Origin of the sequence: Pseudonocardia parietis, assembly GCF_017876315.1 — a bacterium.
In the GTDB taxonomy this organism is placed as follows: domain Bacteria; phylum Actinomycetota; class Actinomycetes; order Mycobacteriales; family Pseudonocardiaceae; genus Pseudonocardia; species Pseudonocardia parietis.
The window spans coordinates 4,380,589-4,401,611 of record NZ_JAGINU010000001.1 but is presented as its reverse complement, the minus strand read 5'-3'; the positions used below and the strand labels follow the sequence as shown (position 1 = coordinate 4,401,611).

Genomic DNA, 21,023 nt, shown 5'->3' with positions numbered 1-21,023 from the left:
CAGCGCGATGTATGGGCCGTGCCAGCGGAGCCGTCGATGCTCGGCCACATCGCACATCCGTGCGGGTGCAGAGGAGACGGACACCATGACCACATCGACGGCAACCCCGACCGACACCTTCGCCGACGCCGACGCCGCGGACACCGTCGACGACCGCCCCGTGCGCACGACTGCCGAGGTGCCCCGGCTGGGGACGGTGCTCGGTGTGTGGGCCCACCCCGACGACGAGGTCTACCTCTCCGGCGGCCTGCTCGCTGCCGCGGCCGCCGCCGGGCAGCGGGTCGTCGTGGTCACCGCCACCCGCGGGGAGCGCGGCACCGACGACCCGGCGACCTGGCCGCCGGCACGACTGGCCCGGGTGCGGTCCCGCGAGATCGTGTCGAGCCTGGCGGTGCTGGGCGGCGACCGGATCGAGCACCGGTTCCTCGGCGACGAGCAGGGCGTCTGCCACCTGGACGGGTACCTGGCGCCCGAGCCGGCCGCCGGCACGCTCGACGAGCTGACCGCGATCCTCGACGAGGTCGCCCCGGACACCGTGCTGACCTTCGGCCCGGACGGGATGACCGGGCACTCCGACCATCGCGCCGTGTCGGCCTGGACCGACCTGGCGCTCGCCGCCGCCCGCCGGCGACCCCGGCTGCTGCACGCGACCGTGACCGCCGGGTGGGTCCGCGACTTCGGCTCGCTGGTCACCGCGATGGACGACGGGAAGGACGTGTTCGCGCCCTCGCCCGCGAGTTCGCTCGCGGTCGACCTCGTGTTGTCCGGCGACGCCGTGGCGCTGAAGCTGGCCGCGCTGCGTGCCCAGGCCAGCCAGACCGCGGCGACCGAGCAGGCGGTCGGCGCCGAGCTGTACCGCGCGGTGGTGGCAGGGGAGTGGTTCCGCCCCGCGCCGGGCCCGGACGGGGCTTCGTGACCTACGTGGACCGGGCGTGGACGGGGTGGAAGGGGATGTGGTCAGGGCTCGGGGTGATGGTGTCGGGTGTAGAGCGCGACGGCTTCGAGCTGGGATCTGACGCCGAGTTTGGTGAGTACGCCCCGGATCTGGGTGCGCACGGTGGCCACCGAGACGACGTAGTGCGCGGCGATGGTCTGGGCTCGCCGGCCGGCGGCCAGCAGGTCGAGGATCTCGCGTTCGCGGGTGGAGAGGGCGGCGAGCGCGGCGTCCAGCTGGTGGTGGTCGTCCAGGTGGCGGTGGTGGTGCGCGATCAGGTCGCGGAGCTGGGCCGGGGGGTGCACCGGGCGGCCGGCGAGGGCGTTGCGGAGGGCGGCCAGCAGGGTGGCCAGCGGCGCGGTCTTGGGTATGGCGCCGGCGGCGCCGGTGGCTAGAGCGGCGCCGACCCGCTCGGGCGCGGTGTCGTCGGTCAGCGCCAGCACCTGCCAGCCCGCCACTCGCAGGGGGTGCACCAGTTCGACTCCGTCGATCCGGTGGCCGGCGGGGTCGCGGCCGAGTTCGAGGTCGAGCAGCACCAGCCCGGCGGTGGTGCGCCGGGTGACGGCGAGGAACTCCGGGGTCGAGCGGATCGGGTGAACGCGGGCGTCGTGGCCGGCTACGCGCAGGCTGCCGGCCAGCGAGGAGGCCACCAGCTGGTGGTCGTCGATGATCCAGATCGTTGCGCCGGGTGACGGGGGGCGGAGCGCCCCGGTCCGGCCGGGTCCCCGCTGTGGTGTCGGCGGGGTTCGGGACACGGACGGGCCCCCTTCTGTGCCGGGGCCGCCTGCTCGTTCGGAGGCCCGGGACATCGAGATGACAGAGTCGATGCCCGCCGGGGTCTGGAGCGGTCTCTTGTAGGTACACATCCGGATGCGGGCCCGTCGACCGCCATTCGGTCCCGGCCCGAGCAAGATTGCGTCACACTCACCCCGTACCCGCCAGTAGGCGATGACCCGTGCCGCGCGCCCGCCTACGGTGTGGTTTCGCAGACGGCCTCGGGGCCGCCCCCGTATGGCCCACCCCGGTGGGCCGTCAACGCTCTACTCCGGAAGGACGCATGGACGAACATCGCAGGTGGCCGCCGGACCGGGCCGGTGAGCTCGCCGAGTTGTTCGTCGAGTGCGCCGACACCCTGGTGGCCGGGTTCGACCTCGTGGAGTTCCTGATCCGGCTCTGCGACAGCTGCGCGGGGCTGCTCGAGATCAACGCGGCCGGGTTGGTGCTGGCCGACCCGCAGGATCGGCTCCAGGTCATGGCGGCCAGCAGCGAGCCGGTCCGGCAGCTGGAGCTGCTCCAGATCGAGTCCGGTCAGGGCCCGTGCCTGGACTGCCACCGCGCCGGGACCCCGGTGGTGATCCCCGACCTCGCCGAGGACGGCGACCGTTGGCCCCGGTTCACCCCGGCCGCCCGGGAAACCGGGTTCGCCGCGGTGCATGCGCTGCCGATGCGCTACCACGACCAGGTGATCGGGGCGATGAACCTGTACGCCCGTACCCCCGGCGCGCTGGACCCGGACTCGGTACGGATCGCCAGGGCATTGACCGATGTGGCCACGATCGGGCTGCTGCAGCACCGTGAACGCGCCGACCAGGCCACCCTGATCGACCAGCTGCACACCGCGGTGACCAGCCGGGTGATCATCGAACAGGCCAACGGGATGCTCTCCGAACGGTTCGGCCTCGCTCCGGACCAGGCGTTCCGGCTGCTGCGCCGCTACGCCCGTGACCACAACCGTCGGCTCACCGAGCTGGCCGGTGCCGTGGTCACCGGTCGCGCAGACCTGCCCCGGCCGGAGCACGGCACCCGCTGATCGACAACGGTTGCCGGGCATCACCGACTCCACAGGATTGACGATTTCCGGGTGACGGAGACCGCTCGCATGGGAGTGTCGGGGTCACGCCGACGTCGCTGGGGAGCGGACGGTCGGCCACCCCGGCCGGGGGCCATCTCGGGTGATGGCCCCCGGCCTTGGCCTGTGCCGGGCGAGGCCGCGGCAAGTGAGCGACGACTGCCATATGTCCAGGCTGCCGTTATCCTGTCCGCACCCTGCTGAGGTGTCCTGGAAGCGACGAAGGTGGCCCGAGTGTGACGGCTGATCGGTTGGTGCAGGCCTGCGTCGACGCGCTCGGGGTCGACGGGGCCGCGCTGACCGCGCTCGGTGACCTCGGCGAGTTCGTGCACCTGGCCGTGGCCGGGCCGGCCACCTGCCGGGTCGCGGAGCTGCAGCTGACCACCGGTACCGGGCCGTGCTGGGAGGCTGATGCCACGCACCGGCCCGCGCACGGGCCGGACCTGGGCACCCCGGCCGCGCAGGAGCGTTGGCCCGGATTCGCCGCTGCGGCGGTCGAACAGGGGGTGCGGGCGGTGTTCGCGTTCCCGCTGCTGGCCGGCGCGGTCTGCTGCGGCTCCCTGCTGCTGTGCCGGCAACGCCCAGGTCCGCTGACCTCCGAGCAGTTGCGCCACGGGCTCGGGTTCGCCGAGGCCGCGCTGTGGACCCTGCTCGACCTGCGTGCCGGGATACCCGCCGACCAACCCGCCGACCCGCTCGGCGCCGGCCAGACCCAGATCTTCCAGGCCAGCGGCATGATCGCCGCCCAACTCGGCACCGGCGTCGACGACGCACTGCTCCGACTGCGCGCCCACGCCTGGGCCGCCGACCGCTCCCTGGCCGAGACCGCCGCCGACGTCGTCGCCCGCCGGTTGCGATTCGACCCGGCACCGAGCTGAGCGCAGCGAACCCGCCGCGCTGATCCCGATCCCCGAACTCGGTCGTAGGAAGTGCCCTCCGGCTGTGGGGCGCACTACAGTGGCGGGGCTCCACACGGTCCCGGGATGGGCCGCTGTCCGGACCCAGCCCCGCTCGGCCGTCGACCCCGAGCACGGGAGGGCGCATGGACCCGCAGGCGCAATGGCGGGCCGGTGGGGCCGGTGAGCTGGCCGAGGCGTTCGTCGAGTGCGCCGACACGCTGGTGGCCGGGTTCGACATCGTGGAGTTCCTGCTGCGGTTGTGTGATCGCTGCGTGCGGGTGCTCGAGATCGACGCGGTCGGGTTGCTGCTGGCCGACTCGCAGGGCCGGCTGCAGGTGATGGCGGCCAGTAACCAGGACGCCCGGCACCTGGAGCTCTATCAGCTGCAGGCCGGCGAGGGCCCCTGCCTGGACTGCCACCGTTCCGGGACCGCCGTGGCGATCGACGACGTGGCCGGGTCCGTCGACCGGTGGCCGCGGTTCGTCCCGGCCTGCCGCCGCGCGGGGTTCGCCGCGGTGCACGCGGTACCGATGCGCTACCGCGAGCAGGTGGTCGGGGCGATGAACCTGCTCGGCCGCGCTCCGGGCGGGCTGAACGCGGAGTCGGCACGGGTCGCCCAGGCGCTGACCGACCTGGCCACGATCGGGCTGCTGCAATACCGCGAACGCGTCGACCAGGCCACGGTGATCGACCAGCTGCAGACCGCGTTGAGCAGCCGGGTCCTCATCGAGCAGGCCAAGGGCATCCTCGGTGAACGATTCGGGCTCGACCCGGAACAGGTGTTCCGGATGCTGCGCGGGCACGCCCGTGACCACAACCGCCGGCTCACCGACCTGGCCCGGGCCGTGATCGCCGGCACCGACGGCCTGCCCGGCCCCGGCCCCGGCAGCCCACGCTGACGGGTGTCGATGGTCCGATGAAGGTAGCCGGCGCGTGAGGGCCGATCGGACGCCGGAACCACCCCGCGTCCGAACACCGGCCACGACACCCGGACGCGTGCGCGAGGCGCGAGGGGGTGACGCCATGATGTGGATCACGTAGGCTCTGCGCCGGTCGGTGTCGCTCCAGTCCCCGGTGGCCCAACGTTCCTGTTGGCGTGCACATGAAAGGCCGGGGCCGAATGGAGCACCAGTCCGCGGACGTCACCGGGTGGGTGGGCGCCGCAACCACCAGCTTCATCGGCTCGTTCATCGACGGGCCGGGGGAGGGGTTGATCGTGCTGCGCGGGGATCTCGATGCCGCGGTGGTGGACCGACTGGGTGAGCACATCGACGCATTCCTCGCCGAGCCGACCCGGTTCCTGATGATCGACGCCCGGGCCGTGACCAGCTATGACGCCGGCCTACCGGGTCTGCTCGGGCAGACCCAGCATCGGCTCGGTGGCCGGAGCGGAATGCTGCAGGTACGTGGTCTGCAGCCGACCGGTCCGGCCGGGCCCGTCCCCGCGGTGCCCGAGCCGGACGCGGTCGCCCTCGTCACCCGTATGCCGATGGGTGCAGTGTCCGATGCGACCACGGCGCGCGAGGCCGGCGCGGTCGAAGCAGGCCGAACACGACCCGGTCGACACCGGCCGGAATCTGTTGTCCGCTGGAGCCGCGGCTGCGCTGCCACTGCTAGCTGACCACCCAGCTCGCTGCACCATTGGGACGGAACTGCACTTACCGAGGCTATTTCTTGAACGCGTCCTTCGCCTGATTCCCGGCCTGCTTCAGCTTGCTCTTGCGCTGCTCGGTCTTCCCCTCGGTCTCGAGCTTCTCGTTCCCGCTGAGCCGACCGATGGTCTCCTTCGGGCTCATGGGTGGCGGCCGCTCCGACGAGTCGTCGCGCCGCTCGCGGGGCTCCTGGCCCAAAGAACAGCGACCGACGTGAGCTCCCCGTCGGTCGTCCCACCGCGCGCGGGTGCGGCCGGTGCGGCACTGTCCAGGTGCTGACCCACCCCGAGCGGAAGGACACGGCCATGGCAGGCCCGGCCGACGCGCTGAGCATCTACCTCAATGATCACCTCGGCGGCGCGAACGCCGGCATCGAGCTGGCACGACAACTCGAGCAGCGCGTCGCCGAGGATCTCGGCTCGACGACGCTGACCGGCCTGGCCGAGGCCATCGAGGACGACCGGGACGTGCTGAGCAGCCTGATCGGCCGCATCGGCGCCGGGCGCCACCCGGTCAAGGAAGCGGCGGGCTGGATCGCCGGTCAGGCTCAACGGATCGCGACCGCCGAGATACTGACCGGGCAGAAGGAGCTGAGCCTGCTGCTGCACTGCGAGATGCTCGTCCTCGGGATCACCGGGAAACAGGCCATGTGGGAGGCCATCGTCGAGATCAGATCCGCCTACCCGGCATTGGCCGACATCGATCTGGAACAACTCGTCGAGCGAGCGCGCCGGCAGCAGGCCCAGGTCGAGTCGGTCCGCATCCAGATCGCGCGCCGAAGCTTCGTCTCCTCCTGACCCGGGCCCCCGCCGGGCCGGTCATCGCAGGCGGCCCGGCTACCCGGACCGACCGTCCTCGGGTCCGGACGGGCTACCACCCACCGGCTCGCGATCCGCACCACCGCGCAGCAAGGCCTGCTCGCGCAGGTAGTTCAGCACCGTGGCGGCGACGGCCGTGACCGGCACCGCGAGCAGGGACCCGACCACCCCGTACAGGCTCCACCCCACCACGACGGCGAGCAGGATCACCGCGGGATGAAGCCCGAGGGTGCGGCCCTGCAGCAGCGGCGCGAGCACGTTGCCCTCGAGCTGTTGCACCACCAGGACGATCGCGAGCACGACGAGCGCGCTGGTGAAGCCCTGCGAGAACAGCGCGATCAGGATCGCCAGCGCACCGGCCACGACGGCCCCGATGTAGGGCACGAACGCGGCGAAGAAGGTGAGCACCGCGATGGGGAGCGCGAGCGGGACACCGATCACCGCCAGCCCGATGCCGATCAGGGCCCCGTCGATCAGGCCGACCAGCGCTTGGGCGCGGATGAAACCCCCCAAGGTGTGCCAGGACCGGGTGAGCACCTCGCCCAGGTGGGGTCCGGCCGGGGTGCCGGCCCAGTGCTGCACCCAGGGCAGCACGCGCGACCCGTCCTTGACGAACAGGAACGCCAGCACCAGCGCCAGCAGTAGGGTGGCGATCGAGGAGGCGATGGTGCCGACCGCGGTCAGGGTGGTGGAGGCGATGGTGGCCGCGCTCTGCTGTAGCTGCTGGGTGAGCATGTCGAGGATCGCCCCGGCCTGCCCGCTGCCGAGGTCGAGCGGCGGCCCGGCCAGCCAGGCGCGGACCTGCCCCAGCCCGCCGACCACGCCCGCCACCATGGCCCCGATCTGGCCGATCACCGGTGGGCCCAGCACGATCGCCAGCCCGACCAGCACGGCCACCGCGACCAGCAGCACCAGCAGCGCAGCGGCCACCGGGGGCCAGCGGTGCGCGATCAGCCACGCCGCCGGGGGCCGCAGCACGGTCGCCAGGGCCAGGGCCAGGAACACCGGCAGGACGACCACCCACAGCAGGCCGATCACGTAACCGAGCAACGCCAGTGCCAGTGCGACCAGCAGGACGCGGCCGCTCCACTGCGCCGTCCACCGCAGCCCGGCACCGACCATGTCGCCGCGCGTGGCCGGCCGGGCCGGTTCCGTGGTGCTCGTGCCCGACCACCCCGGGCCGGTGCGGCGCGGACGTGGCCGGGCCGATCCGGCGGTGCCGGTGCGGGCGCGCACGGTCCTCATCGCCCGGTCTCCGACGAGCTCGGGTCCATCCTCGCGTCACCCTCCACGGTCTGCTGTCCGCGTCCGCGGCGGTCGACGGGGGAGTTACCCGACCGTGTGGGCGGAGAAACTCCGGCCGGGAACGGTGCTGGCGCTCAGCGAAAATGACCAGTTCTGATCGGTGGAAGTGACCACCCTGGCGCGGCCAGAGTAGTGGTCAGGTCGGGGTCATGTGGGTCACCTCCGGGGTGCGGATGTGGGCGGCGCCGGCGGGGACGACGACGGTGATGACGGCCAGCTCGGTGCGGCAGTGCGGGCAGCGTTGGACGCCGTTCGCGGCGGGAACGGCGTGCCCGGGTGGGACGGCGTTCGGGACGGCGTCGGGAACGGCGTGGTCGCCGTTCGGGCTGGTGAGGGCATCGCGCGTGACGGCGTTCGGGGTGTTGAACGAGCCGGGAACGGCGTCCGGGGCGGTGTGCGGGTGGTCGCGGTGATGCGCGGCTCGACAGCGCGAGGAGCAGAACCGGCGGTTGGGGTTGCGTCGGGTCACGGTGACCTGCCGGCCGCAGGCCGGGCAGGGGTGCTCGCCCAGGATGGTCATGATCGGCCCTGCCCGGTCGGGTCGTGCTCGCCGAGCGCCCGCCGGAGTTGGTTACTGCGTTGCTGGTGGGCCCGCATCCGGTAGGAGGGCCCGTCGATGGCGACGACGATGCCCCGGTGCAGCAGCCGGTCGAGCAGCGCGGCGGCCAGCATCGGGTCGGCCAGCCGGTCACCCCAGCTGGCCACTCCGGCGTGGCTGGTCACGATCGTCGACGACTTCAGATAGCGGCGGTTGATCACCTCGAACAGGGCGGCGTTCGCGTCCGGGTCCGGCGCGGTGCGGGAGTAGGCGAACTCGTCGATCACCAGCAGCCGGGGGCCGCAGTAGAACCGCATCGCGGTGGCCCAGCGTCCTTCCAAGGCGGCCTTGCGGCAGCGTTTGGCCAGGTCGGCGGCGGTGGTGAAGTAGACCCGGTGCCCGGCATCGACCGCGGCCCGGGCGAGTGCGACCGCGAGCATCGTCTTGCCGGTGCCGGGTGGACCGACGAACAGGACGTTGCCGGCGTCGTCGAGGAAGCGCAGCGCCGCGAGCTCACGCACGAGTTTCTCGTCGACCCCGGGTTGGGCGGCGAAGTCGAACTCGTCCAGGGTCCAGGAGTGCGGCAGGCAGGCGAACCGCAACCTGCCGGCCAACCGACGGGCCTCGGCGTGGGAGACCTCGAGCCCGAGCAGCCGTTCCATCACCGCGGTGGGCGAGAGCTGCTCGGCGCGGGCGGCGTCGAGCACCCCGGTCAACGCCTCGGCGGCCGTGCCCAGCTTGAGGACCTCCAGGTGAGCGCGCAGCCGCTGATAGGTCGCCGCCTCGCTCGAGCCGTCGGGTTCAGCCTGGTTGACCGCATGGTCGGGCCGGTGGGTGTTCATGAGCTCTCCCGCCCATCCTGTCCGCTGGTCTCGCCGGTGTGGGCGCGTCCGCGCAGCGGGCGGGTGCCGGAGGCGTAGGCGTCGAAGTCGATGACGACCTGCTCGCCGCTGGCCGGGCCGGCCTGGGCGTGGCGGATCCGATCCGCTTCGGCCAGGGCGTCGGCGGTGGGTGGGCGGCGGTGCTTGCGCGGGCAGGGCGCGCGGTCGGTGAACTCGGCGAGCACCACCCGGGTCATGGCGGCGACGTGTTCGTCGAGGCGCACCAGTGCGCCGGCTCCGTCCGGGGACCGCAGGTGATGCGCCAGCGCGACACCGCGTGCGGTGGCGATGTCCAGTGCCGGGGTGCCGAGTTGGTGGCGAACGGTCACGATCTCGCCGGTGTGCCCGGGTGGGATCGAGTAGCGGTTGCCGCGGAACGCGACCAGGGCCTGCTCGGACACGGTGCGCTCGACGCTCAGCACCGCCGGCAGCGGCGCCGGTGCCGCCCGCAACGGCTCGGCCTCGGCCAGCGCGCCCACGGTCGTCTTGCCCCCGTCGGCGTCGGCGCGGCGGCGTCCGTCGAGGCGGGCGCAGATCCGGTCCAGCCCGGCCTGGGCCCCCGCGAGGGTGGTGTCGTCGGCCAGGGTGCGCCACCAGCGTTGGGCGATCACGTGCGCGCTCTTCTCCACCGCGCCCTTGCGCCAGGCGTGCCGCGGCGGGCAGATGTCGATCCCGACCCGGTAGTGCACCGCCACCGGTCCGAAGCTGACCGTGAGCCGGCCCGAGCCGGGATGACACACCGTGGACATCCGGTCGAACCGCCACCGCCGCGTCACCCCGCCGAGACGGCCGACGACCTGGTCGAGGCCTTCGATCAGGTGCGGCTGATCGAGCGACTCGGTGATCCAGCCCCGCCACCGGCTCGAGTGCGCCAGCACCCCGAGCAGCACGAACGCGCTGCCGGCGAACCCCCAGTGCGCGGGCGGGTCGGTCAGCTCCAGGTAGTCCCACTGGGTCTCGGCGCCCGGCGGGTGGGCGATCACCGCCCGCTGGCTGGTCTTGCCCGACCGACACGGCTCGCAGGCCGGGCGCAGCTCCCGGGCGCGCAGCGCGCGCGTGAACGAGGGATACGAGCCCGCATAGCCCAGCGCGGTGACCTCGTCGAACAACGTGGTCGCCCACAGATGCGGGTCCGCACCGAGCCGCAGCCGGCAGTACTCGGCGAACCCCTCGAACGGATCCGGCGCGCTGCGGGCCCGCTGCCCCGGCGTGTGTTCGCCGCTCAGATAGCGGCGCACGGTCACCCGTGTGACGCCCAGATGCCGGGCGATCGCGGAGATCGTCCATCCCTGCGCGCGTAGTGCTTGTGCTTCCACGTACGACTCCCATGCGAGCATCCCGAGTGGGCTCCCTCGACGACTTCCGGCCGGTTCAACCGGAGCGTCGAGGGGGCCCGCCTACTGGTGGTGGATCTCAGTCGGCGGGTCGCAAGGGTGGTCACTTCCACTGATCAGCAGTGGTCACTTTCAGATGAGCGGCGGCAACGGGGCTCACAAGCAGGCGTCGTCGGTGAGCTCGATCGAGGTAGCGTCCGTCCCGGTGACGGCAGCTGAGCCTCGGCTGCAGAGCGACCACGGCGACGTTTGCGGGAGGGAGTCCGATGAAGCGAACCTCCGCCGTGCGGCACCTCGCCGCCATGGCCGAGATCGCGAGCGAGAACCTCCGGTTCCGGGGCGCTCCCATCGGATGGCCACTGGAGTCGCTGTGGGTCACCGGCAGCCTCCTGCGGCCAGGCGACGCGGTGGAGGACGTGCAGGTGGACGAGGTGCACGTGGTGCTGCTCCTCGAGATCCCCGCCGACGAGCTGCCCTGGATCGCCCTGCACCCCGCCGGTGAATGGGTGTCGGAGCAGCTGGGCCTCGGCAAGCGTCCGGTGCTGTGGTCCTACCGTCCGCACGTGTGGCCGGCGTGGAACGCGCGGGATCGTCGTGTGGCGCGGTTCTGGTCCGACCACGACGGGCCCGACACCGCCGTCCTCGATGCGCTGCGCGAACGACGCAGTCCATCCACTGTGGAGCCGTCCCTGCCGGAATGGCACGCCCAGCTCCACGACGAGCGTGCCCTGGCCCGAGCCCATCTGCGCGAGGTGCTCGATCGCTACCACGACCGGGACTGGCGCGCCGAGCGCAAGGGGCTCGGGGCCCCTCCCGAGGACCACCTCTGGCGTGCAGCCCAGGGCCTGCGCGAGATCGACGACGCCCTCCAGTGCTGAACTCGCTCCGCTGCGGTGGCGCTACACGGAGGGTCCGGACGGGCGTGACGTCGATCGGGCGGCCAGGCTCTCGCGGTCGTCGCCCTCGCCGCGCACCTGCCGTCCCGGGCTGGGAGAGCCTGTCGCGGTCAGGCCCCGGCGCGGCGCCGCAGCCGTAGCGTCATCACGTGCCAGCAGCAGGCGGCTGCCCTCGGGTCGGCGGCGATCCTGCCGTGGAGTCCCTGGTAGAACGTCTCGATCACGGTCGAGCGCTCGGGTACCCGTCCGGGCCACCGAGCAGCGCGAACATCGGGCCGAAGTCGTTCTCCGGCAGGTCGGTATGGGCCACCTCGACCGGAACCGCTGCGTCCCGAGCGCGTACCGCGTCGATCGCCGCTGCGAGTGGTGCCATCTCGTTCGCGCCGCCCGCACAGCCGACATCGCCGATCAGCACAGGCGTCGGCGGCGACGGCAGCGGCACTGCGCTCGCCGCGTCCACCAGGTGTCGGTACGCGCCGCGGGCCGCCGCCCGTTGCGGTTGGAAATGTCGGTGTAGAAGCCGTGACCCACGATCACGCTTTCCGACCCGGGTGTGACGTGAGTCATATCGTGACGGTAGCGGCTCCGGTCGTCCGGTAAGAGGTCCACGAAACCTACTGCGTCGATCTACCAGCACGCGGGGGTTGGCTCCCCGCGGACGTGGGGTGGGCCCCATCGATCCCGCCGTCGTGACAGGCCACGCTCGACCTCCACCGACGTGGAGGTGATCGGCGATGTGGGACAAGCTGAAGTGGCTAGCCCTCGTGCCCGGCGTGCTCTTCCTGACCCTGGCGGTGCTGGCCTTGCTCGAGCAGCGCTGGCCGGGACTGGTCAAGGGCCTGCTGCTGGCCTTGTTCTTCTTCACCGTGCCGTTCTGGGAGCGAGCGGTTGACCGGGTGTCGGACACCTGACACGCGGCGCGTCGCCTCGCACCCCGCTGTCGTGCGCTCTGCTGCGCGGTGCCGTAGGCGGCGAGGAACACTCGCACTGCACGACTTCATCCGGGTGGCCGTCTCGGCGACGGTCGGCCGGACGCCTTCTTCGGCGCTGCCGGACCTGAGGACAACGGACGGCTGCTGACGGTTGACGGGGGGAGAGGGAGTTGGGGACTACGGGGATGAGAACTGGCCGGGTGCGGTCTTCAGGCCGGCGGATCCGGTTTTGATCAGGGCGGCCAGGTTCTCGCGGGCTCGGCGCTCGATGAGTTCGGGCAGGGCCGCGCCGTCGGACCCGGCCCTGGCGGGTGCCCTGCGAAGGTCACGGTGGCAGGTCCGCACGATGCGGGTGATGGTGGAACGGTCGACCGAGCCGGCGAACCCGGTCATCAACCGGTAGGTGATGTCGGCCAGTGACGGGCTCGTAAGCTCCGGACCGCTGGGTGGCTCGTGCTTGTCGTGCTTGTCGGGTGGCCGACTCATCTGTGGTGTCCTCGCGTTGCTGGGTTCCGTATACCCCCTGAACCCCGGCTCGTAACCACCGAGAGCCTCCACCTCCGGCGCGACCCGGCCCGTCTCGTGCACGGTATCCGGGCTCAGGCCATGGTGTTGGCGGGCATCGCGCCGATCTGCGTGAGCAAGGTGCGGTCGTCGACCCGGCTCCATCGCTCGACAATCTTGCCGACGGCGGCGGCGATGGTGGTCGCGTACTCGGCCACGATGTGCTCCTCAACGGTTCGTCCTGGTGATCAGGAGCCGGTGTTCGAACGTCGTCGCGCTTCGTTTCGGACGGGTGGTCAGCGTTGGGCGGCGAGGGCGCGGTCGCCGAGCACGACCGGCGTCCCCTCCGGGGTGAGCGGGTGGAACGGTCCGCACCGCACGTCTCGGTAGGCTCGTTCCAGCGCCGAAGGACGGAAGAACGCGCTGCCCCCGGCGACCTCGAGGGCGGTGTCGACGACGGATCGGGCTGCCAGGACCGCCTCTCGCTTGGCGGTCATCGCGGTGGCCAGCGTGGCCTCGTCGGCGGGTGGGTCCTCGCCGATCTCGGCCACCGCACTGTGCCCGAGGGCGGGAACACTTCGGGGACGCGGCGCGAAGCGTCGCCGCGGAGGCGGTCCCTGCTCACACGTGCGAGGGTCGGCGCTGCCGGGACCGGAACGCCGCACCCGGGTCGGCGCCGTCAGCCCCGAGCCAGCGCGTGCGGGGCGCGCTCGCGGACGACGGCGAGCAGATCCGGCGCGGACGGGTTGACCAGGACCCGGCCCGCGACGTCGACGGTCGGCACGGTCTCGTTGCCGTCGGCCACCGACCGGACGAACGCGGCCGCGTCCGGGTCACCGGCGATGTTCACCCGCCGGTAGCGCAAGCGGGAGAAGGACAGCCGCGCGCGGAGCGCGACGCAGAACAGGCAGCCCGGCCGCCAATACAGGACGACCTCGCCCGCGGGGTTCGCGGGCCTCTCACCCGTCATGTCCGATCGCCTCCCGCGCCGCAGCGGCCCAGGTTGGGACCGTGCTCCGGGCCCGATTATCGGATGCGGGCGAGCGCACGCGCAGCACTCCGGCTCGCTGATGCCCTCGCCTTGCGGTTGCCGGACCAGGCCGTTCCGAACGAATCGACCACGGAGCCGGCGGGTATGCCTTCCACAGCGGGGTATGGCACGTCATACGACCGTGGTAGATGAGGTGATCAACCGATGACATCGATCAGCACACGCCCCGGCAGGGCCACGGAGCCACCCGCACCGCCCGTCCCACCGCCGGTACCGCCCAAACCGGTTCCGGAACCGCCACCGCCACCGATTCCCGATCCGGAGCCACCGGATCCGGGACCAGATCCCACACGGCCCACCCCACAGCCACCGTTCCCGCCTCGCTGACGGCGCATGAGCGGGGCGGGAGTGGGCGGGCGACTCACGTGCACCGCTTCAGCCGACTACGGAAGCAGTCCTTGCCGGCGAACGCGGGTGTGCACCTGCACTGATCGCACCCAGGGGACTCCAGGTCGTCTCTCCGGTCGCGGTCGGCCCCGGAGCGACGTGATGACGGAGACGACCGCCCGAAAGATCGGCACGGATTCGGAGTCACGTAGCGGGGGTGCCCACCATTCCGGGCCGGATCCGTGTCCGTTCAGCTGTCGCGAGCGCGCATGGCGGCACTGCCTTGCTCTGATCATCGGGGAGCCTCACTCGGATCAGGGGACCGAAGCACGGTCCCGGACCGGCCCGGCCGGCGCAACCGGAGGCGCAGGTGAAGCAGCACTCCCACGTGCTTGACGAGGCAGCCCGGCCGGCTGCTTTCCAACCGGCCGGGCCTCGATCAACGGACACGCCCGGGCCTGCCGTCGATCTTGAACGGGCGCGTACCCGATCCTACAAGAACTGAAACCTCGACTGCTGAATCACACTGAAGCCGCTGACCGTTTCGATATGGTCCGCCTGCGTCAGCCGCACTCACCCCACGACGCCGTGCATAACGATCGGGGCACGACCGCGTTGGGGAGAGGGTGGCCGAGCGACGGATCGGTCGTACCGTGATCCCGCTACCGTCGCTGGAGCGATGCCCCGTTGCGAGGGGGTCGAGGCCGTGCTCGACGACCACCCACCGCGCCCACTCGGCGAGCACGAACGCGATGTGCTGCGAGCACGAACGCGATGTGCTCGCCGAACTCGCGCGCTCGACCTACCGCGACGACCCAGATCTCGCACACCTGTTGAGCGGCACCGAGGGAAACGTTCACCCGCCGATCCGGCACACCGGCACCCGACTGCGCTGGTGGGTCGTGGTCGTGGTGATGCTGCTGGCGGTGCTCTACGCGGCCGTGATCGCTCTCCTCCCAGGGCCCTCGAGACCGTCACCGTGCTCATCGTGCAACTGGGACTTGTCCCAGCAGGGTGCCTGCTCTGGGCCCGACGCCACGGCGAACTGTGAGGCCAGGACACCTGATCACTTAGCAGGCCCCCGGCCTCGGGCCGGGAGCGAATCTCAGCCGCGGTCGTTGCTGGACCGGTCGGCGGACTCGGAGCCTCTCGTGGCGCCCGGCGCCGCATCCGGGGAGGGTGTGGATTCCTGGTCGGGGTCGCCCGGCACGGTCATCCTGTACCCGGGACCGGTGCCGGGGCCACCGCCGACGCCGGTGTCGCCGGAGCGGCGACCGGCCATGGCCCGCTCCAGGGCGTCCTGCTCGGCCCGGGTGAACGGTTGGACCTGGATGTAGAAGTCGTCGCCGTGGCGCTCGGTGGCGTAGTCGACGGCATGCTCGATGACCCGCCGGCCCTTGATGTCGCGCAGCATCATGGGGTCGCGGCGCAGATCCTTGCCCAGGGCGAAGCACAACATGATCATGACGATCACGAAGGGCGCCGACACCAGGATCGTGATGTTCTGCAACCCCGACAGCGCATCCTCGCCGCCGGCGAGCAGCATGATGGCCGCCACCGCGCCCATCACACAGCCCCAGAAGATCACCACCCACCGGCTGGGATCGATGCTGCCGCGCTCGGACAGCGTGCCCATGACGATCGAGGCCGCGTCCGCACCGGACACGAAGAAGATCGCCACGAGGACCATGGCCAGCAGCCCGGTGGCCGTGGCCCAGGGGTAGGCGTCCAGCATCTGGAACAGCTGCACATCCGAGTCATCGTGAGCTTCCCCCGCTTCGCCGGAGTCTTCGAAGACTGGTCCCATCGTGAGGGACTGGGAAGGAAGGCTCTGTTGGCAGCACCGAGGAAGTACCCCGATGAGCTGCGGGAACGGGCGGTTCGGCTGTATCGACAGTCCGAGCCGCGGCCGTCGTTCAAGCGGCTGGCCGAGCAGCTCAACGTGCACCCCGAGGCCTTGCGGAACTGGGTCCGTCAGGCCGAGGCCGACGCCGGCGAACGGCATGACCGCTCAAGCACTGACATGGTTGAGGAGAACCGCAGGTTGGCGGCCGAGAACGCTGAGCTGCGGCGGGTCAACGAGGTCCTGCGCGCGGCGAGTGCGTATTTCGCCAGCGAGATCGGCCCGACCCGGAGGTGGTCATGAGCTTCATCGACGCCCATGGCTTCCCGGCCGGTCTCGTACTGCGGGTCCGGGGCATCCCGGCCTCGACCTACTACGACTGGCGGGCCCGCCAGGCCGCCCCGAGCCGGCGCGAGCTCGACGACGCGGCGCTGCTCGAGCAGATCGTCAAGGTGCGCAGCGTGAACGAGCACGCCGCTACCTACGGCTCGCCGCGGGTGTGGCTGGAGCTGCGCCGCCAGGGCGTGCGCGTCGGGCGCAAGCGCATCGAGCGGATCATGCGCACCCACGGCCTGCAGGGCGCGCACCTGCGCCGGGGCTGGCGCCACGGCTCGACCCGGCAGGATCCGAACCACACCGCCGCCCCGGACCGGGTCGAGCGCGACTTCCGGGCCGACGCGCCGAACCGGCTCTGGGTCGCTGACCTGACGCGGCTGGTCACCGGCGAGGGCGTGCTGTGGCTGGCCTCGGTGCGCGACGCGTTCGCCAACCGGGTCGTCGGCTGGGCCACCGGTGAGCGGGCGACCACCGCGCTGGTGCTCACCGCCCTGGATCATGCGCTGCGCTCCCGATCGGCGCGCTCCGGCGAGTTGATCTTCCATAGCGACAAGGGCGCCCAGTACACGGCGCTGCGGTTCACCCAGCGCCTGGTCGACTCCGGTGTCGCACCCTCGACCGGGTCCACAGGCGACAGCTACGACAACGCCCTCGCGGAGAACCTGTGGTCCACGCTCAAGATCGAACTCGTGTACTGGCCGGGTACGACGTTCGCCACCCGCGCCGAGGCCGAGCACGCCCTGCTGCGCTACATAGACGGCTGGTACAACCCCCGCCGGATCCAGGCCGGGCTCGGCGGGCTCTCACCTGACGAGTACGAGGACGCCTACGATCGCGGCCAGCGCGACGATCACAGATAACCCGGACTCCGCGAAACCGGGGGAACCTCATCGGAGAACTGAGCACCTTGGCTGGCTTGGTTGATCGCGGTGCCGCCCATGACGGCGAACCACAACAGGCTGACCACGCTGGGCACCAGGATGACCCCGCCCACGAACTCACGGATGGTGCGCCCGCGGCTGATCCGGGCCAGGAACATCCCGACGAACGGGGTCCAGGAGATCCACCAGGCCCAGTAGAACACCGTCCAGGAACTGAGCCAGTCCTGCATCTCCGGGCCTTGGGCGCCGCTGCGCCCGACCATCTCGAAGAATTCGGTGAAGTAGGCGCCGATACTGCTCGGGATCAGGCTCAGGATGATGATCGTGGGGCCGACCACGAACACGAACAGCGCCAACAGACCCGCCAGCACCATGTTGATGTTGGACAGGTACTGGATGCCGCGGGCGATGCCCGACACCGCCGACAGTACGAAGGCGGCGGTCAGGACGACGATGATCCCCACGAGCACGATCGCGCCCGGCTGCCCCGCGGTGAACCCGGTGGCCTGCAGACCACCGCCGATCTGGTACGCCCCGATGCCCAGCGACGCCGCCGAACCGAACAGGGTCGCGAAGATGGCCAGGATGTCGATGACCTTGCCGATCCACCCCTCGGCAGCCCGTTGCCCGATCAGCGGGATGAAGGCCTGGCTGATCAGCTGCCGGCGTCCGCGCCGGAAAGTGCTGTAGGCGATGGCCAGTCCCACCACGGCGTAGATCGCCCACGGGTGCAGCGTCCAGTGGAACAACGAGGTCGCCATCGCGACCCACTCCGCGTCCGGGGTCAGCGGCGCAGCACCCGAGGCCGGCGGCACCGCGGTGGTGAAGAACGACAGCGGCTCGTTGACGCCGAAGAACATCAGCCCGATACCCATCCCGGCGCTGAACATCATCGCGATCCAGGACACCGTGCGGAACTCGGGCTGCTCGACGTCGGTTCCCAGCCGGATCTTGCCGTAGCGGCTGAAGGCCAAGAACAGGGAGAAGACCACGAAGCCGGTGGCGGCGAGGATGAACGCCCAACCACCACCCTCGATCAGGCCGGTCTGCAGGGTCGAGGCGGCATTGCCCAACGACTCCGTGCCGATGACACCCCAGAGCACGAACACGACCGCCAGGACACCGCCCACGCCGAACACGAGCCAGTCGATCGGCAACTTCGCATCCGACGCCGACCCCGCGACCCGATTCTCCGGCGGAATCCCCGGCGAAGTCTTCGGCACGGCCGACGAGCCCACGGCAACGGAATCGTCGGAACCGGCCTCATGGTGTCGTGGTTGCTGCTGCTCAGCCATGTGGACCATCGCCTCCGCGACCGCGTCCGCGACGCTGCGGAGGCGGTCCTGCTCTCCGGGTGGCTGGATCGAGCAATTCTAGAGCAAGCAGGCCCGGATGAACGGGGTACAACGGCCCCGGTTTCGGACGTAGCCGCGGCGCGCACGAGGGACCACCGCGATCCCCTTAGCGCCGGCCAGGCTCCTCATCGAGCAGATGCGCCATGAGTAGCGTCGAGCGCAGGCTGCCGTCGCGACGACGGTAATGAGCGCGCCGCACCCCTTCCACCTGGAACCCGGCACGGGTGTACATGGCGATGGCCCGGGCATTGTCCGGCCAGACCTCGAGGTCGACCTTGTGCGCACCACACGCCCGAGCATGATCGAGGAGCGTGTCGAGCAGCGCGCGCCCTGCGCCCTGCCCTCGCGCCTGCGTCAGCAGCGCCATTCCGACCGAGAGGACCCCGACCGGGCCGCTGTCGTGCGCCCCGGCGAGGCCCACGACCCGACCCTGATCGTCGAGGACCCACAGGCCACCCGCTCCCGGGTTCTCGAGCATCTCGCGGAACTGCCGGGCACGGGCGTCGATGTCCACCGGGGGCTCGGCACCGATCGAACCCTCCGCTGCCACGGTCGCCACCACGCGCGCCATCGCGGCAGCGTCAGCGCTGGTAGCGACCCGGATGAGCACGATCGCCAGTATCGACGCCTCCAGCCCGGGCGGTGTCGGTGATCAGCGGTCACATCTGGGGCGCAAGTCCCGGCCGGGCGCGACGACCGTCCACCACCACACGCCTCACCGACGAGAACGCTGGGCGCCTCGCCGCGGGCGAGGGCGATGCCCCGCGGTCGTCGTGGCTCACTGCCGGTGCAGGTCGATCCGGTGGCTGATCTCCCGGGCGGCTGCGATGACGTCGGGGGTGATCTCGGCGATCCGCTCTGCGGGTAGCCGGTAGGACGGTCCGGACACCGACAGCGCGGCGATCACCGCGCCGTCGGGGTCGTGGATCGGGGCGGCGATTGCGTGCAGCCCGGGCTCGTACTCCTCCAGTGCCCAGGCGTAGCCGTGGGCCTGGACCTGGGCCAGTTCGGTGGCCAGTGCGCGCAGGGCCGGGCGGGACAGGCGGGTGCCGGGTGCCAGTGCGGTGGCCAGTGCGTCCGGGTCGGCGGCGCCGGCCGCGGCCAGGAGCACCTTGCCGGTGGAGGTGTTGTGCAGCGGGGTGAGCCGGCCCAGCCAGTTGTGGGCGGTGACCATCGACGGGCCGCGGGCCTGGTCGACGTTGACCGCGTGGCCGCGGTCCGGGATCGCGATGGTGACCGTCTCGCCGAGCCGGGCGGCCAGTTCCTCGCAGACCGGGTGGGTGTGGGTGGTGACCTCGAGCCGCTCGGCGACCCGGCCGGCCAGCGGGATCAGCGCGAACCCGAGCCGGTAGGTGCCGCGGTCGCCGACCTGCTCGACCAGGCCGTGTTCGGCGAGAGCACCGAGCAGCCGCAACGCGGTCGAGTGGTGCACCGCAAGCGCTGCGGCCAGCTCGCCGACCGCGGCCTCACCGCGGTCGGCGAGCAGCTCCAGGAGCGTGATCGCGCGGTCCACGGACTGCACCCCGGACATTCGGGTACCGCCTTTCTGGCGCGGGCTCGCCCCAGGGGTCCCGCCTATCGGTCCGGGTCGGTGCCGAAGTCGTCCGGATCGACGGCGTCGAGGAAGTCGCGGAACTCCTGGACCCGGGCGTGGGTATCGGGCTCGTCCGGAGTCGATTCCGGCGCTGCGGTGGGGTCCGGGGCGTCGGGCTGGTCGAAGGTGATCGTCATGCCGTGTTCGCTTGCGGCGATGTCGAGAACGGTCTCGTGGGCCTGGATCGGGGTGTCGGCGAGCAGTGCGAGGGTCACGGCGTCGCTGGGGCGGGCCGAGATCCGCACCTGGTTGTCGAGGACGAGTTCGGCGAAGTAGATGCTGTCACGCAGCTCGGTGATGGCCACGCGGGTCAGTCGCCGGCCGCTGCCGGCCAGCACGGCGAGGATCAGTTCATGGGTGCCCGGACGTGGCCGGGACACGTGCTGCGCGGCCACGGTGAGCTCGAACGCCTCGGGTTCGGCGATCCAGATCGGCAGGACCCGGCTGCGGCCCTGGGACTCGACCAGCACCAGCAGCGGCCTTCGCCGGTCGGCGTCGATCCCGATTCCGGCTACTCGCATCTCGATCATCGTGTCTCCGCCCCGCCGGGGTGATCGGATACCCGGCCATCATCGACCCGCCATGCCCCCCGGGTCTACCGCCTCCGGGCTCGGTTCCGCCTCGGCCGTATCGAGTGCGGTGAGCAACGCGGTACGTAGCCCGGCGCCGACGCGGGGGCCCAGTCGCTCGAGCCACGCGGCCTCGACCTCCGCGGTCTCGGTAAGGGCGAGGCGTTGCAGGTTCCGCCCGGCCGGGGTGAAGCACACGACGCGCGCCCGGCCGTCCGCGGTGTCCCGGACGCGTTCGACGTAGCCGAGCCGTTCCACCGCGCTCACGAGTTCGCTCATCGACGGGTGGGTCATCTGTGCCCGGTCGGCCAGCACGGTCAGCCGGGTCCCGTCGCGGTCGAGGTTCTCGAACACCGAACTGTGTGCGCGGCGTATGTCCGGGTGCCCTGCTGCGTGCAGTCGCGCGATCAGCTCGTCGACCATGGCGTCATGGACGGCGCGCAGCAGCGTGATCACTGTGTGACGGCGCGGCGAACTCACGGCCCGACCCCCTTGACAGCTCCGTAGGCTACCTACACATTATAC

General features: G+C 71.4%; 26 protein-coding genes and 2 pseudogenes. 11 read left to right on the top strand and 17 right to left on the bottom strand.

Features of this window, described 5'->3' with window-relative positions:
• The first annotated feature begins 85 nt into the window (after window positions 1-85).
• Complete coding sequence (locus tag JOF36_RS20865; protein ID WP_210029787.1) at window positions 86-916, top strand: PIG-L family deacetylase; 831 nt, start codon at window positions 86-88, stop codon at window positions 914-916.
• 41 nt (window positions 917-957) lie between these two features.
• Here JOF36_RS20865 and JOF36_RS20860 read toward each other — a convergent pair whose 3' ends face one another.
• Entirely contained in the window at window positions 958-1,689 is a 732-nt protein-coding gene (locus JOF36_RS20860) for a LuxR C-terminal-related transcriptional regulator (protein ID WP_307862496.1), read from the bottom strand.
• Between the two features lie 302 nt (window positions 1,690-1,991).
• Between JOF36_RS20860 and JOF36_RS20855 the strand changes: the two genes are divergently transcribed.
• The 4 genes from JOF36_RS20855 (at window position 1,992) to JOF36_RS20840 (ending at window position 5,303) form a co-directional block, all read left to right on the top strand.
• Window positions 1,992-2,744: a GAF and ANTAR domain-containing protein gene (locus tag JOF36_RS20855; protein ID WP_210029783.1), complete on the top strand. Its 753-nt coding sequence runs from the start codon at window positions 1,992-1,994 to the stop codon at window positions 2,742-2,744.
• A gap of 275 nt (window positions 2,745-3,019) precedes the next feature.
• Window positions 3,020-3,661 carry an ANTAR domain-containing protein gene (locus tag JOF36_RS20850; RefSeq protein ID WP_210029781.1) on the top strand — a complete coding sequence of 214 codons (642 nt, stop codon included), beginning with the start codon at window positions 3,020-3,022 and terminating at the stop codon, window positions 3,659-3,661.
• A gap of 164 nt (window positions 3,662-3,825) precedes the next feature.
• Window positions 3,826-4,581 carry a GAF and ANTAR domain-containing protein gene (locus JOF36_RS20845; RefSeq protein ID WP_210029779.1) on the top strand — a complete coding sequence of 252 codons (756 nt, stop codon included), beginning with the start codon at window positions 3,826-3,828 and terminating at the stop codon, window positions 4,579-4,581.
• Between the two features lie 221 nt (window positions 4,582-4,802).
• Window positions 4,803-5,303 carry an STAS domain-containing protein gene (locus JOF36_RS20840; protein WP_210029776.1) on the top strand — a complete coding sequence of 167 codons (501 nt, stop codon included), beginning with the start codon at window positions 4,803-4,805 and terminating at the stop codon, window positions 5,301-5,303.
• Between the two features lie 46 nt (window positions 5,304-5,349).
• On the opposite strand, the gene JOF36_RS20835 is transcribed toward JOF36_RS20840, so the two are convergent.
• Entirely contained in the window at window positions 5,350-5,478 is a 129-nt protein-coding gene (locus JOF36_RS20835; RefSeq protein ID WP_210029774.1) for a CsbD family protein, read from the bottom strand.
• A gap of 161 nt (window positions 5,479-5,639) precedes the next feature.
• Here JOF36_RS20835 and JOF36_RS20830 point away from each other — a divergent pair, with 161 nt between their 5' ends.
• Window positions 5,640-6,131 carry a hypothetical protein gene (locus JOF36_RS20830; protein WP_210029772.1) on the top strand — a complete coding sequence of 164 codons (492 nt, stop codon included), beginning with the start codon at window positions 5,640-5,642 and terminating at the stop codon, window positions 6,129-6,131.
• A gap of 39 nt (window positions 6,132-6,170) precedes the next feature.
• Here JOF36_RS20830 and JOF36_RS20825 read toward each other — a convergent pair whose 3' ends face one another.
• The 4 genes from JOF36_RS20825 to JOF36_RS20810 form a co-directional block, all read right to left on the bottom strand.
• Window positions 6,171-7,397, bottom strand: a complete 1,227-nt coding sequence (locus JOF36_RS20825; protein ID WP_210029770.1) for an AI-2E family transporter — start codon at window positions 7,395-7,397, stop codon at window positions 6,171-6,173.
• 196 nt (window positions 7,398-7,593) lie between these two features.
• The gene (gene yacG / locus JOF36_RS20820) at window positions 7,594-7,977 is read right to left on the bottom strand and encodes a DNA gyrase inhibitor YacG (RefSeq protein WP_210027528.1); all 384 of its coding nucleotides are present in this window, start codon (window positions 7,975-7,977) and stop codon (window positions 7,594-7,596) included.
• Window positions 7,974-8,837 carry an IS21-like element helper ATPase IstB gene (gene istB / locus JOF36_RS20815; RefSeq protein ID WP_210027527.1) on the bottom strand — a complete coding sequence of 288 codons (864 nt, stop codon included), beginning with the start codon at window positions 8,835-8,837 and terminating at the stop codon, window positions 7,974-7,976. Before istB ends, yacG begins: the two co-directional genes overlap by 4 nt.
• Window positions 8,834-10,213 carry a Mu transposase domain-containing protein gene (locus JOF36_RS20810; RefSeq protein ID WP_210027526.1) on the bottom strand — a complete coding sequence of 460 codons (1,380 nt, stop codon included), beginning with the start codon at window positions 10,211-10,213 and terminating at the stop codon, window positions 8,834-8,836. Before JOF36_RS20810 ends, istB begins: the two co-directional genes overlap by 4 nt.
• A gap of 263 nt (window positions 10,214-10,476) precedes the next feature.
• On the opposite strand from JOF36_RS20810, the gene JOF36_RS20805 reads away from it, so the two are divergent.
• Window positions 10,477-11,088, top strand: a complete 612-nt coding sequence (locus JOF36_RS20805) for a DUF7711 family protein (RefSeq protein WP_210029763.1) — start codon at window positions 10,477-10,479, stop codon at window positions 11,086-11,088.
• Window positions 11,089-11,326: 238 nt separating this feature from the next.
• On the opposite strand, the gene JOF36_RS20800 is transcribed toward JOF36_RS20805, so the two are convergent.
• Window positions 11,327-11,566, bottom strand: coding sequence for a hypothetical protein (locus JOF36_RS20800; protein ID WP_210029761.1), 240 nt, complete (start codon window positions 11,564-11,566; stop codon window positions 11,327-11,329).
• A 274-nt stretch (window positions 11,567-11,840) separates the two neighbouring features.
• Between JOF36_RS20800 and JOF36_RS20795 the strand changes: the two genes are divergently transcribed.
• Window positions 11,841-12,017 carry a hypothetical protein gene (locus JOF36_RS20795; protein WP_210029759.1) on the top strand — a complete coding sequence of 59 codons (177 nt, stop codon included), beginning with the start codon at window positions 11,841-11,843 and terminating at the stop codon, window positions 12,015-12,017.
• A gap of 198 nt (window positions 12,018-12,215) precedes the next feature.
• Here the strand turns inward: JOF36_RS20795 and JOF36_RS20790 are convergent, their stop codons facing one another.
• The 4 genes from JOF36_RS20790 to JOF36_RS20780 all read right to left on the bottom strand — a co-directional run bounded on the left by JOF36_RS20790 (window position 12,216) and on the right by JOF36_RS20780 (window position 13,512).
• Window positions 12,216-12,524 carry a hypothetical protein gene (locus tag JOF36_RS20790; protein WP_210029758.1) on the bottom strand — a complete coding sequence of 103 codons (309 nt, stop codon included), beginning with the start codon at window positions 12,522-12,524 and terminating at the stop codon, window positions 12,216-12,218.
• A 113-nt stretch (window positions 12,525-12,637) separates the two neighbouring features.
• A complete protein-coding gene (locus tag JOF36_RS40290) occupies window positions 12,638-12,760 on the bottom strand; it encodes a hypothetical protein (RefSeq protein WP_281071615.1) in 123 nt (40 codons plus the stop codon).
• Between the two features lie 78 nt (window positions 12,761-12,838).
• Window positions 12,839-13,093, bottom strand: a complete 255-nt coding sequence (locus JOF36_RS40285) for an acyl-CoA dehydrogenase family protein (protein WP_210029749.1) — start codon at window positions 13,091-13,093, stop codon at window positions 12,839-12,841.
• A 128-nt stretch (window positions 13,094-13,221) separates the two neighbouring features.
• Complete coding sequence (locus JOF36_RS20780) at window positions 13,222-13,512, bottom strand: glutaredoxin domain-containing protein (RefSeq protein ID WP_210029747.1); 291 nt, start codon at window positions 13,510-13,512, stop codon at window positions 13,222-13,224.
• 1,160 nt (window positions 13,513-14,672) lie between these two features.
• On the opposite strand from JOF36_RS20780, the pseudogene JOF36_RS41420 reads away from it, so the two are divergent.
• Window positions 14,673-14,852: pseudogene (locus JOF36_RS41420) on the top strand (DUF3040 domain-containing protein); the annotation flags it as partial.
• A gap of 173 nt (window positions 14,853-15,025) precedes the next feature.
• Here JOF36_RS41420 and JOF36_RS20775 read toward each other — a convergent pair.
• Window positions 15,026-15,670 carry a BCCT family transporter gene (locus tag JOF36_RS20775; RefSeq protein WP_372447396.1) on the bottom strand — a complete coding sequence of 215 codons (645 nt, stop codon included), beginning with the start codon at window positions 15,668-15,670 and terminating at the stop codon, window positions 15,026-15,028.
• Window positions 15,671-15,754: 84 nt separating this feature from the next.
• On the opposite strand from JOF36_RS20775, the gene JOF36_RS20770 reads away from it, so the two are divergent.
• Together JOF36_RS20770 and JOF36_RS20765 are read left to right on the top strand one after the other, a co-directional pair.
• Window positions 15,755-16,066 (top strand): transposase, encoded by a 312-nt coding sequence (locus JOF36_RS20770; RefSeq protein WP_210029743.1) that lies wholly within the window; start codon window positions 15,755-15,757, stop codon window positions 16,064-16,066.
• On the top strand, window positions 16,063-16,959 hold the full coding sequence (locus JOF36_RS20765; RefSeq protein WP_210029735.1) for an IS3 family transposase: 897 nt from the start codon (window positions 16,063-16,065) through the stop codon (window positions 16,957-16,959). Before JOF36_RS20770 ends, JOF36_RS20765 begins: the two co-directional genes overlap by 4 nt.
• Before the next feature lie 32 nt (window positions 16,960-16,991).
• On the opposite strand, the pseudogene JOF36_RS20760 reads toward JOF36_RS20765, so the two are convergent.
• From JOF36_RS20760 to JOF36_RS20740, 5 genes and pseudogenes are all read right to left on the bottom strand, one after another.
• Window positions 16,992-18,275, bottom strand: a pseudogene (locus JOF36_RS20760) (BCCT family transporter); the annotation flags it as partial.
• Between the two features lie 166 nt (window positions 18,276-18,441).
• On the bottom strand, window positions 18,442-18,945 hold the full coding sequence (locus tag JOF36_RS20755; RefSeq protein ID WP_210029726.1) for a GNAT family N-acetyltransferase: 504 nt from the start codon (window positions 18,943-18,945) through the stop codon (window positions 18,442-18,444).
• A 168-nt stretch (window positions 18,946-19,113) separates the two neighbouring features.
• Entirely contained in the window at window positions 19,114-19,866 is a 753-nt protein-coding gene (locus JOF36_RS20750; RefSeq protein WP_210029718.1) for an IclR family transcriptional regulator, read from the bottom strand.
• A 44-nt stretch (window positions 19,867-19,910) separates the two neighbouring features.
• Entirely contained in the window at window positions 19,911-20,450 is a 540-nt protein-coding gene (locus JOF36_RS20745) for a bifunctional nuclease family protein (RefSeq protein ID WP_210029716.1), read from the bottom strand.
• A 48-nt stretch (window positions 20,451-20,498) separates the two neighbouring features.
• Window positions 20,499-20,978, bottom strand: a complete 480-nt coding sequence (locus tag JOF36_RS20740; protein ID WP_210029715.1) for a MarR family winged helix-turn-helix transcriptional regulator — start codon at window positions 20,976-20,978, stop codon at window positions 20,499-20,501.
• Window positions 20,979-21,023 lie beyond the last annotated feature (45 nt).

Excerpts from the sequence above, each read along its gene's own strand:
- yacG (WP_210027528.1), bottom strand. The coding sequence starts at position 7,977 with ATGACCATCCTGGGCGAGCACCCCTGCCCGGCCTGCGGCCGGCAGGTC.
- JOF36_RS20790 (WP_210029758.1), bottom strand. The coding sequence starts at position 12,524 with ATGAGTCGGCCACCCGACAAGCACGACAAGCACGAGCCACCCAGCGGT.
- JOF36_RS20865 (WP_210029787.1), top strand. The coding sequence starts at position 86 with ATGACCACATCGACGGCAACCCCGACCGACACCTTCGCCGACGCCGAC.
- JOF36_RS20750 (WP_210029718.1), bottom strand. The coding sequence starts at position 19,866 with ATGTCCGGGGTGCAGTCCGTGGACCGCGCGATCACGCTCCTGGAGCTG.
- JOF36_RS20780 (WP_210029747.1), bottom strand. The coding sequence starts at position 13,512 with ATGACGGGTGAGAGGCCCGCGAACCCCGCGGGCGAGGTCGTCCTGTAT.
- JOF36_RS20830 (WP_210029772.1), top strand. The coding sequence starts at position 5,640 with ATGGCAGGCCCGGCCGACGCGCTGAGCATCTACCTCAATGATCACCTC.
- JOF36_RS20845 (WP_210029779.1), top strand. The coding sequence starts at position 3,826 with ATGGACCCGCAGGCGCAATGGCGGGCCGGTGGGGCCGGTGAGCTGGCC.
- JOF36_RS20840 (WP_210029776.1), top strand. The coding sequence starts at position 4,803 with ATGGAGCACCAGTCCGCGGACGTCACCGGGTGGGTGGGCGCCGCAACC.
- JOF36_RS20835 (WP_210029774.1), bottom strand. The coding sequence starts at position 5,478 with ATGAGCCCGAAGGAGACCATCGGTCGGCTCAGCGGGAACGAGAAGCTC.
- JOF36_RS20765 (WP_210029735.1), top strand. The coding sequence starts at position 16,063 with ATGAGCTTCATCGACGCCCATGGCTTCCCGGCCGGTCTCGTACTGCGG.
- JOF36_RS20825 (WP_210029770.1), bottom strand. The coding sequence starts at position 7,397 with ATGAGGACCGTGCGCGCCCGCACCGGCACCGCCGGATCGGCCCGGCCA.
- JOF36_RS20805 (WP_210029763.1), top strand. The coding sequence starts at position 10,477 with ATGAAGCGAACCTCCGCCGTGCGGCACCTCGCCGCCATGGCCGAGATC.
- JOF36_RS20810 (WP_210027526.1), bottom strand. The coding sequence starts at position 10,213 with ATGCTCGCATGGGAGTCGTACGTGGAAGCACAAGCACTACGCGCGCAG.
- JOF36_RS20795 (WP_210029759.1), top strand. The coding sequence starts at position 11,841 with ATGTGGGACAAGCTGAAGTGGCTAGCCCTCGTGCCCGGCGTGCTCTTC.
- JOF36_RS20855 (WP_210029783.1), top strand. The coding sequence starts at position 1,992 with ATGGACGAACATCGCAGGTGGCCGCCGGACCGGGCCGGTGAGCTCGCC.
- JOF36_RS20745 (WP_210029716.1), bottom strand. The coding sequence starts at position 20,450 with ATGCGAGTAGCCGGAATCGGGATCGACGCCGACCGGCGAAGGCCGCTG.
- istB (WP_210027527.1), bottom strand. The coding sequence starts at position 8,837 with ATGAACACCCACCGGCCCGACCATGCGGTCAACCAGGCTGAACCCGAC.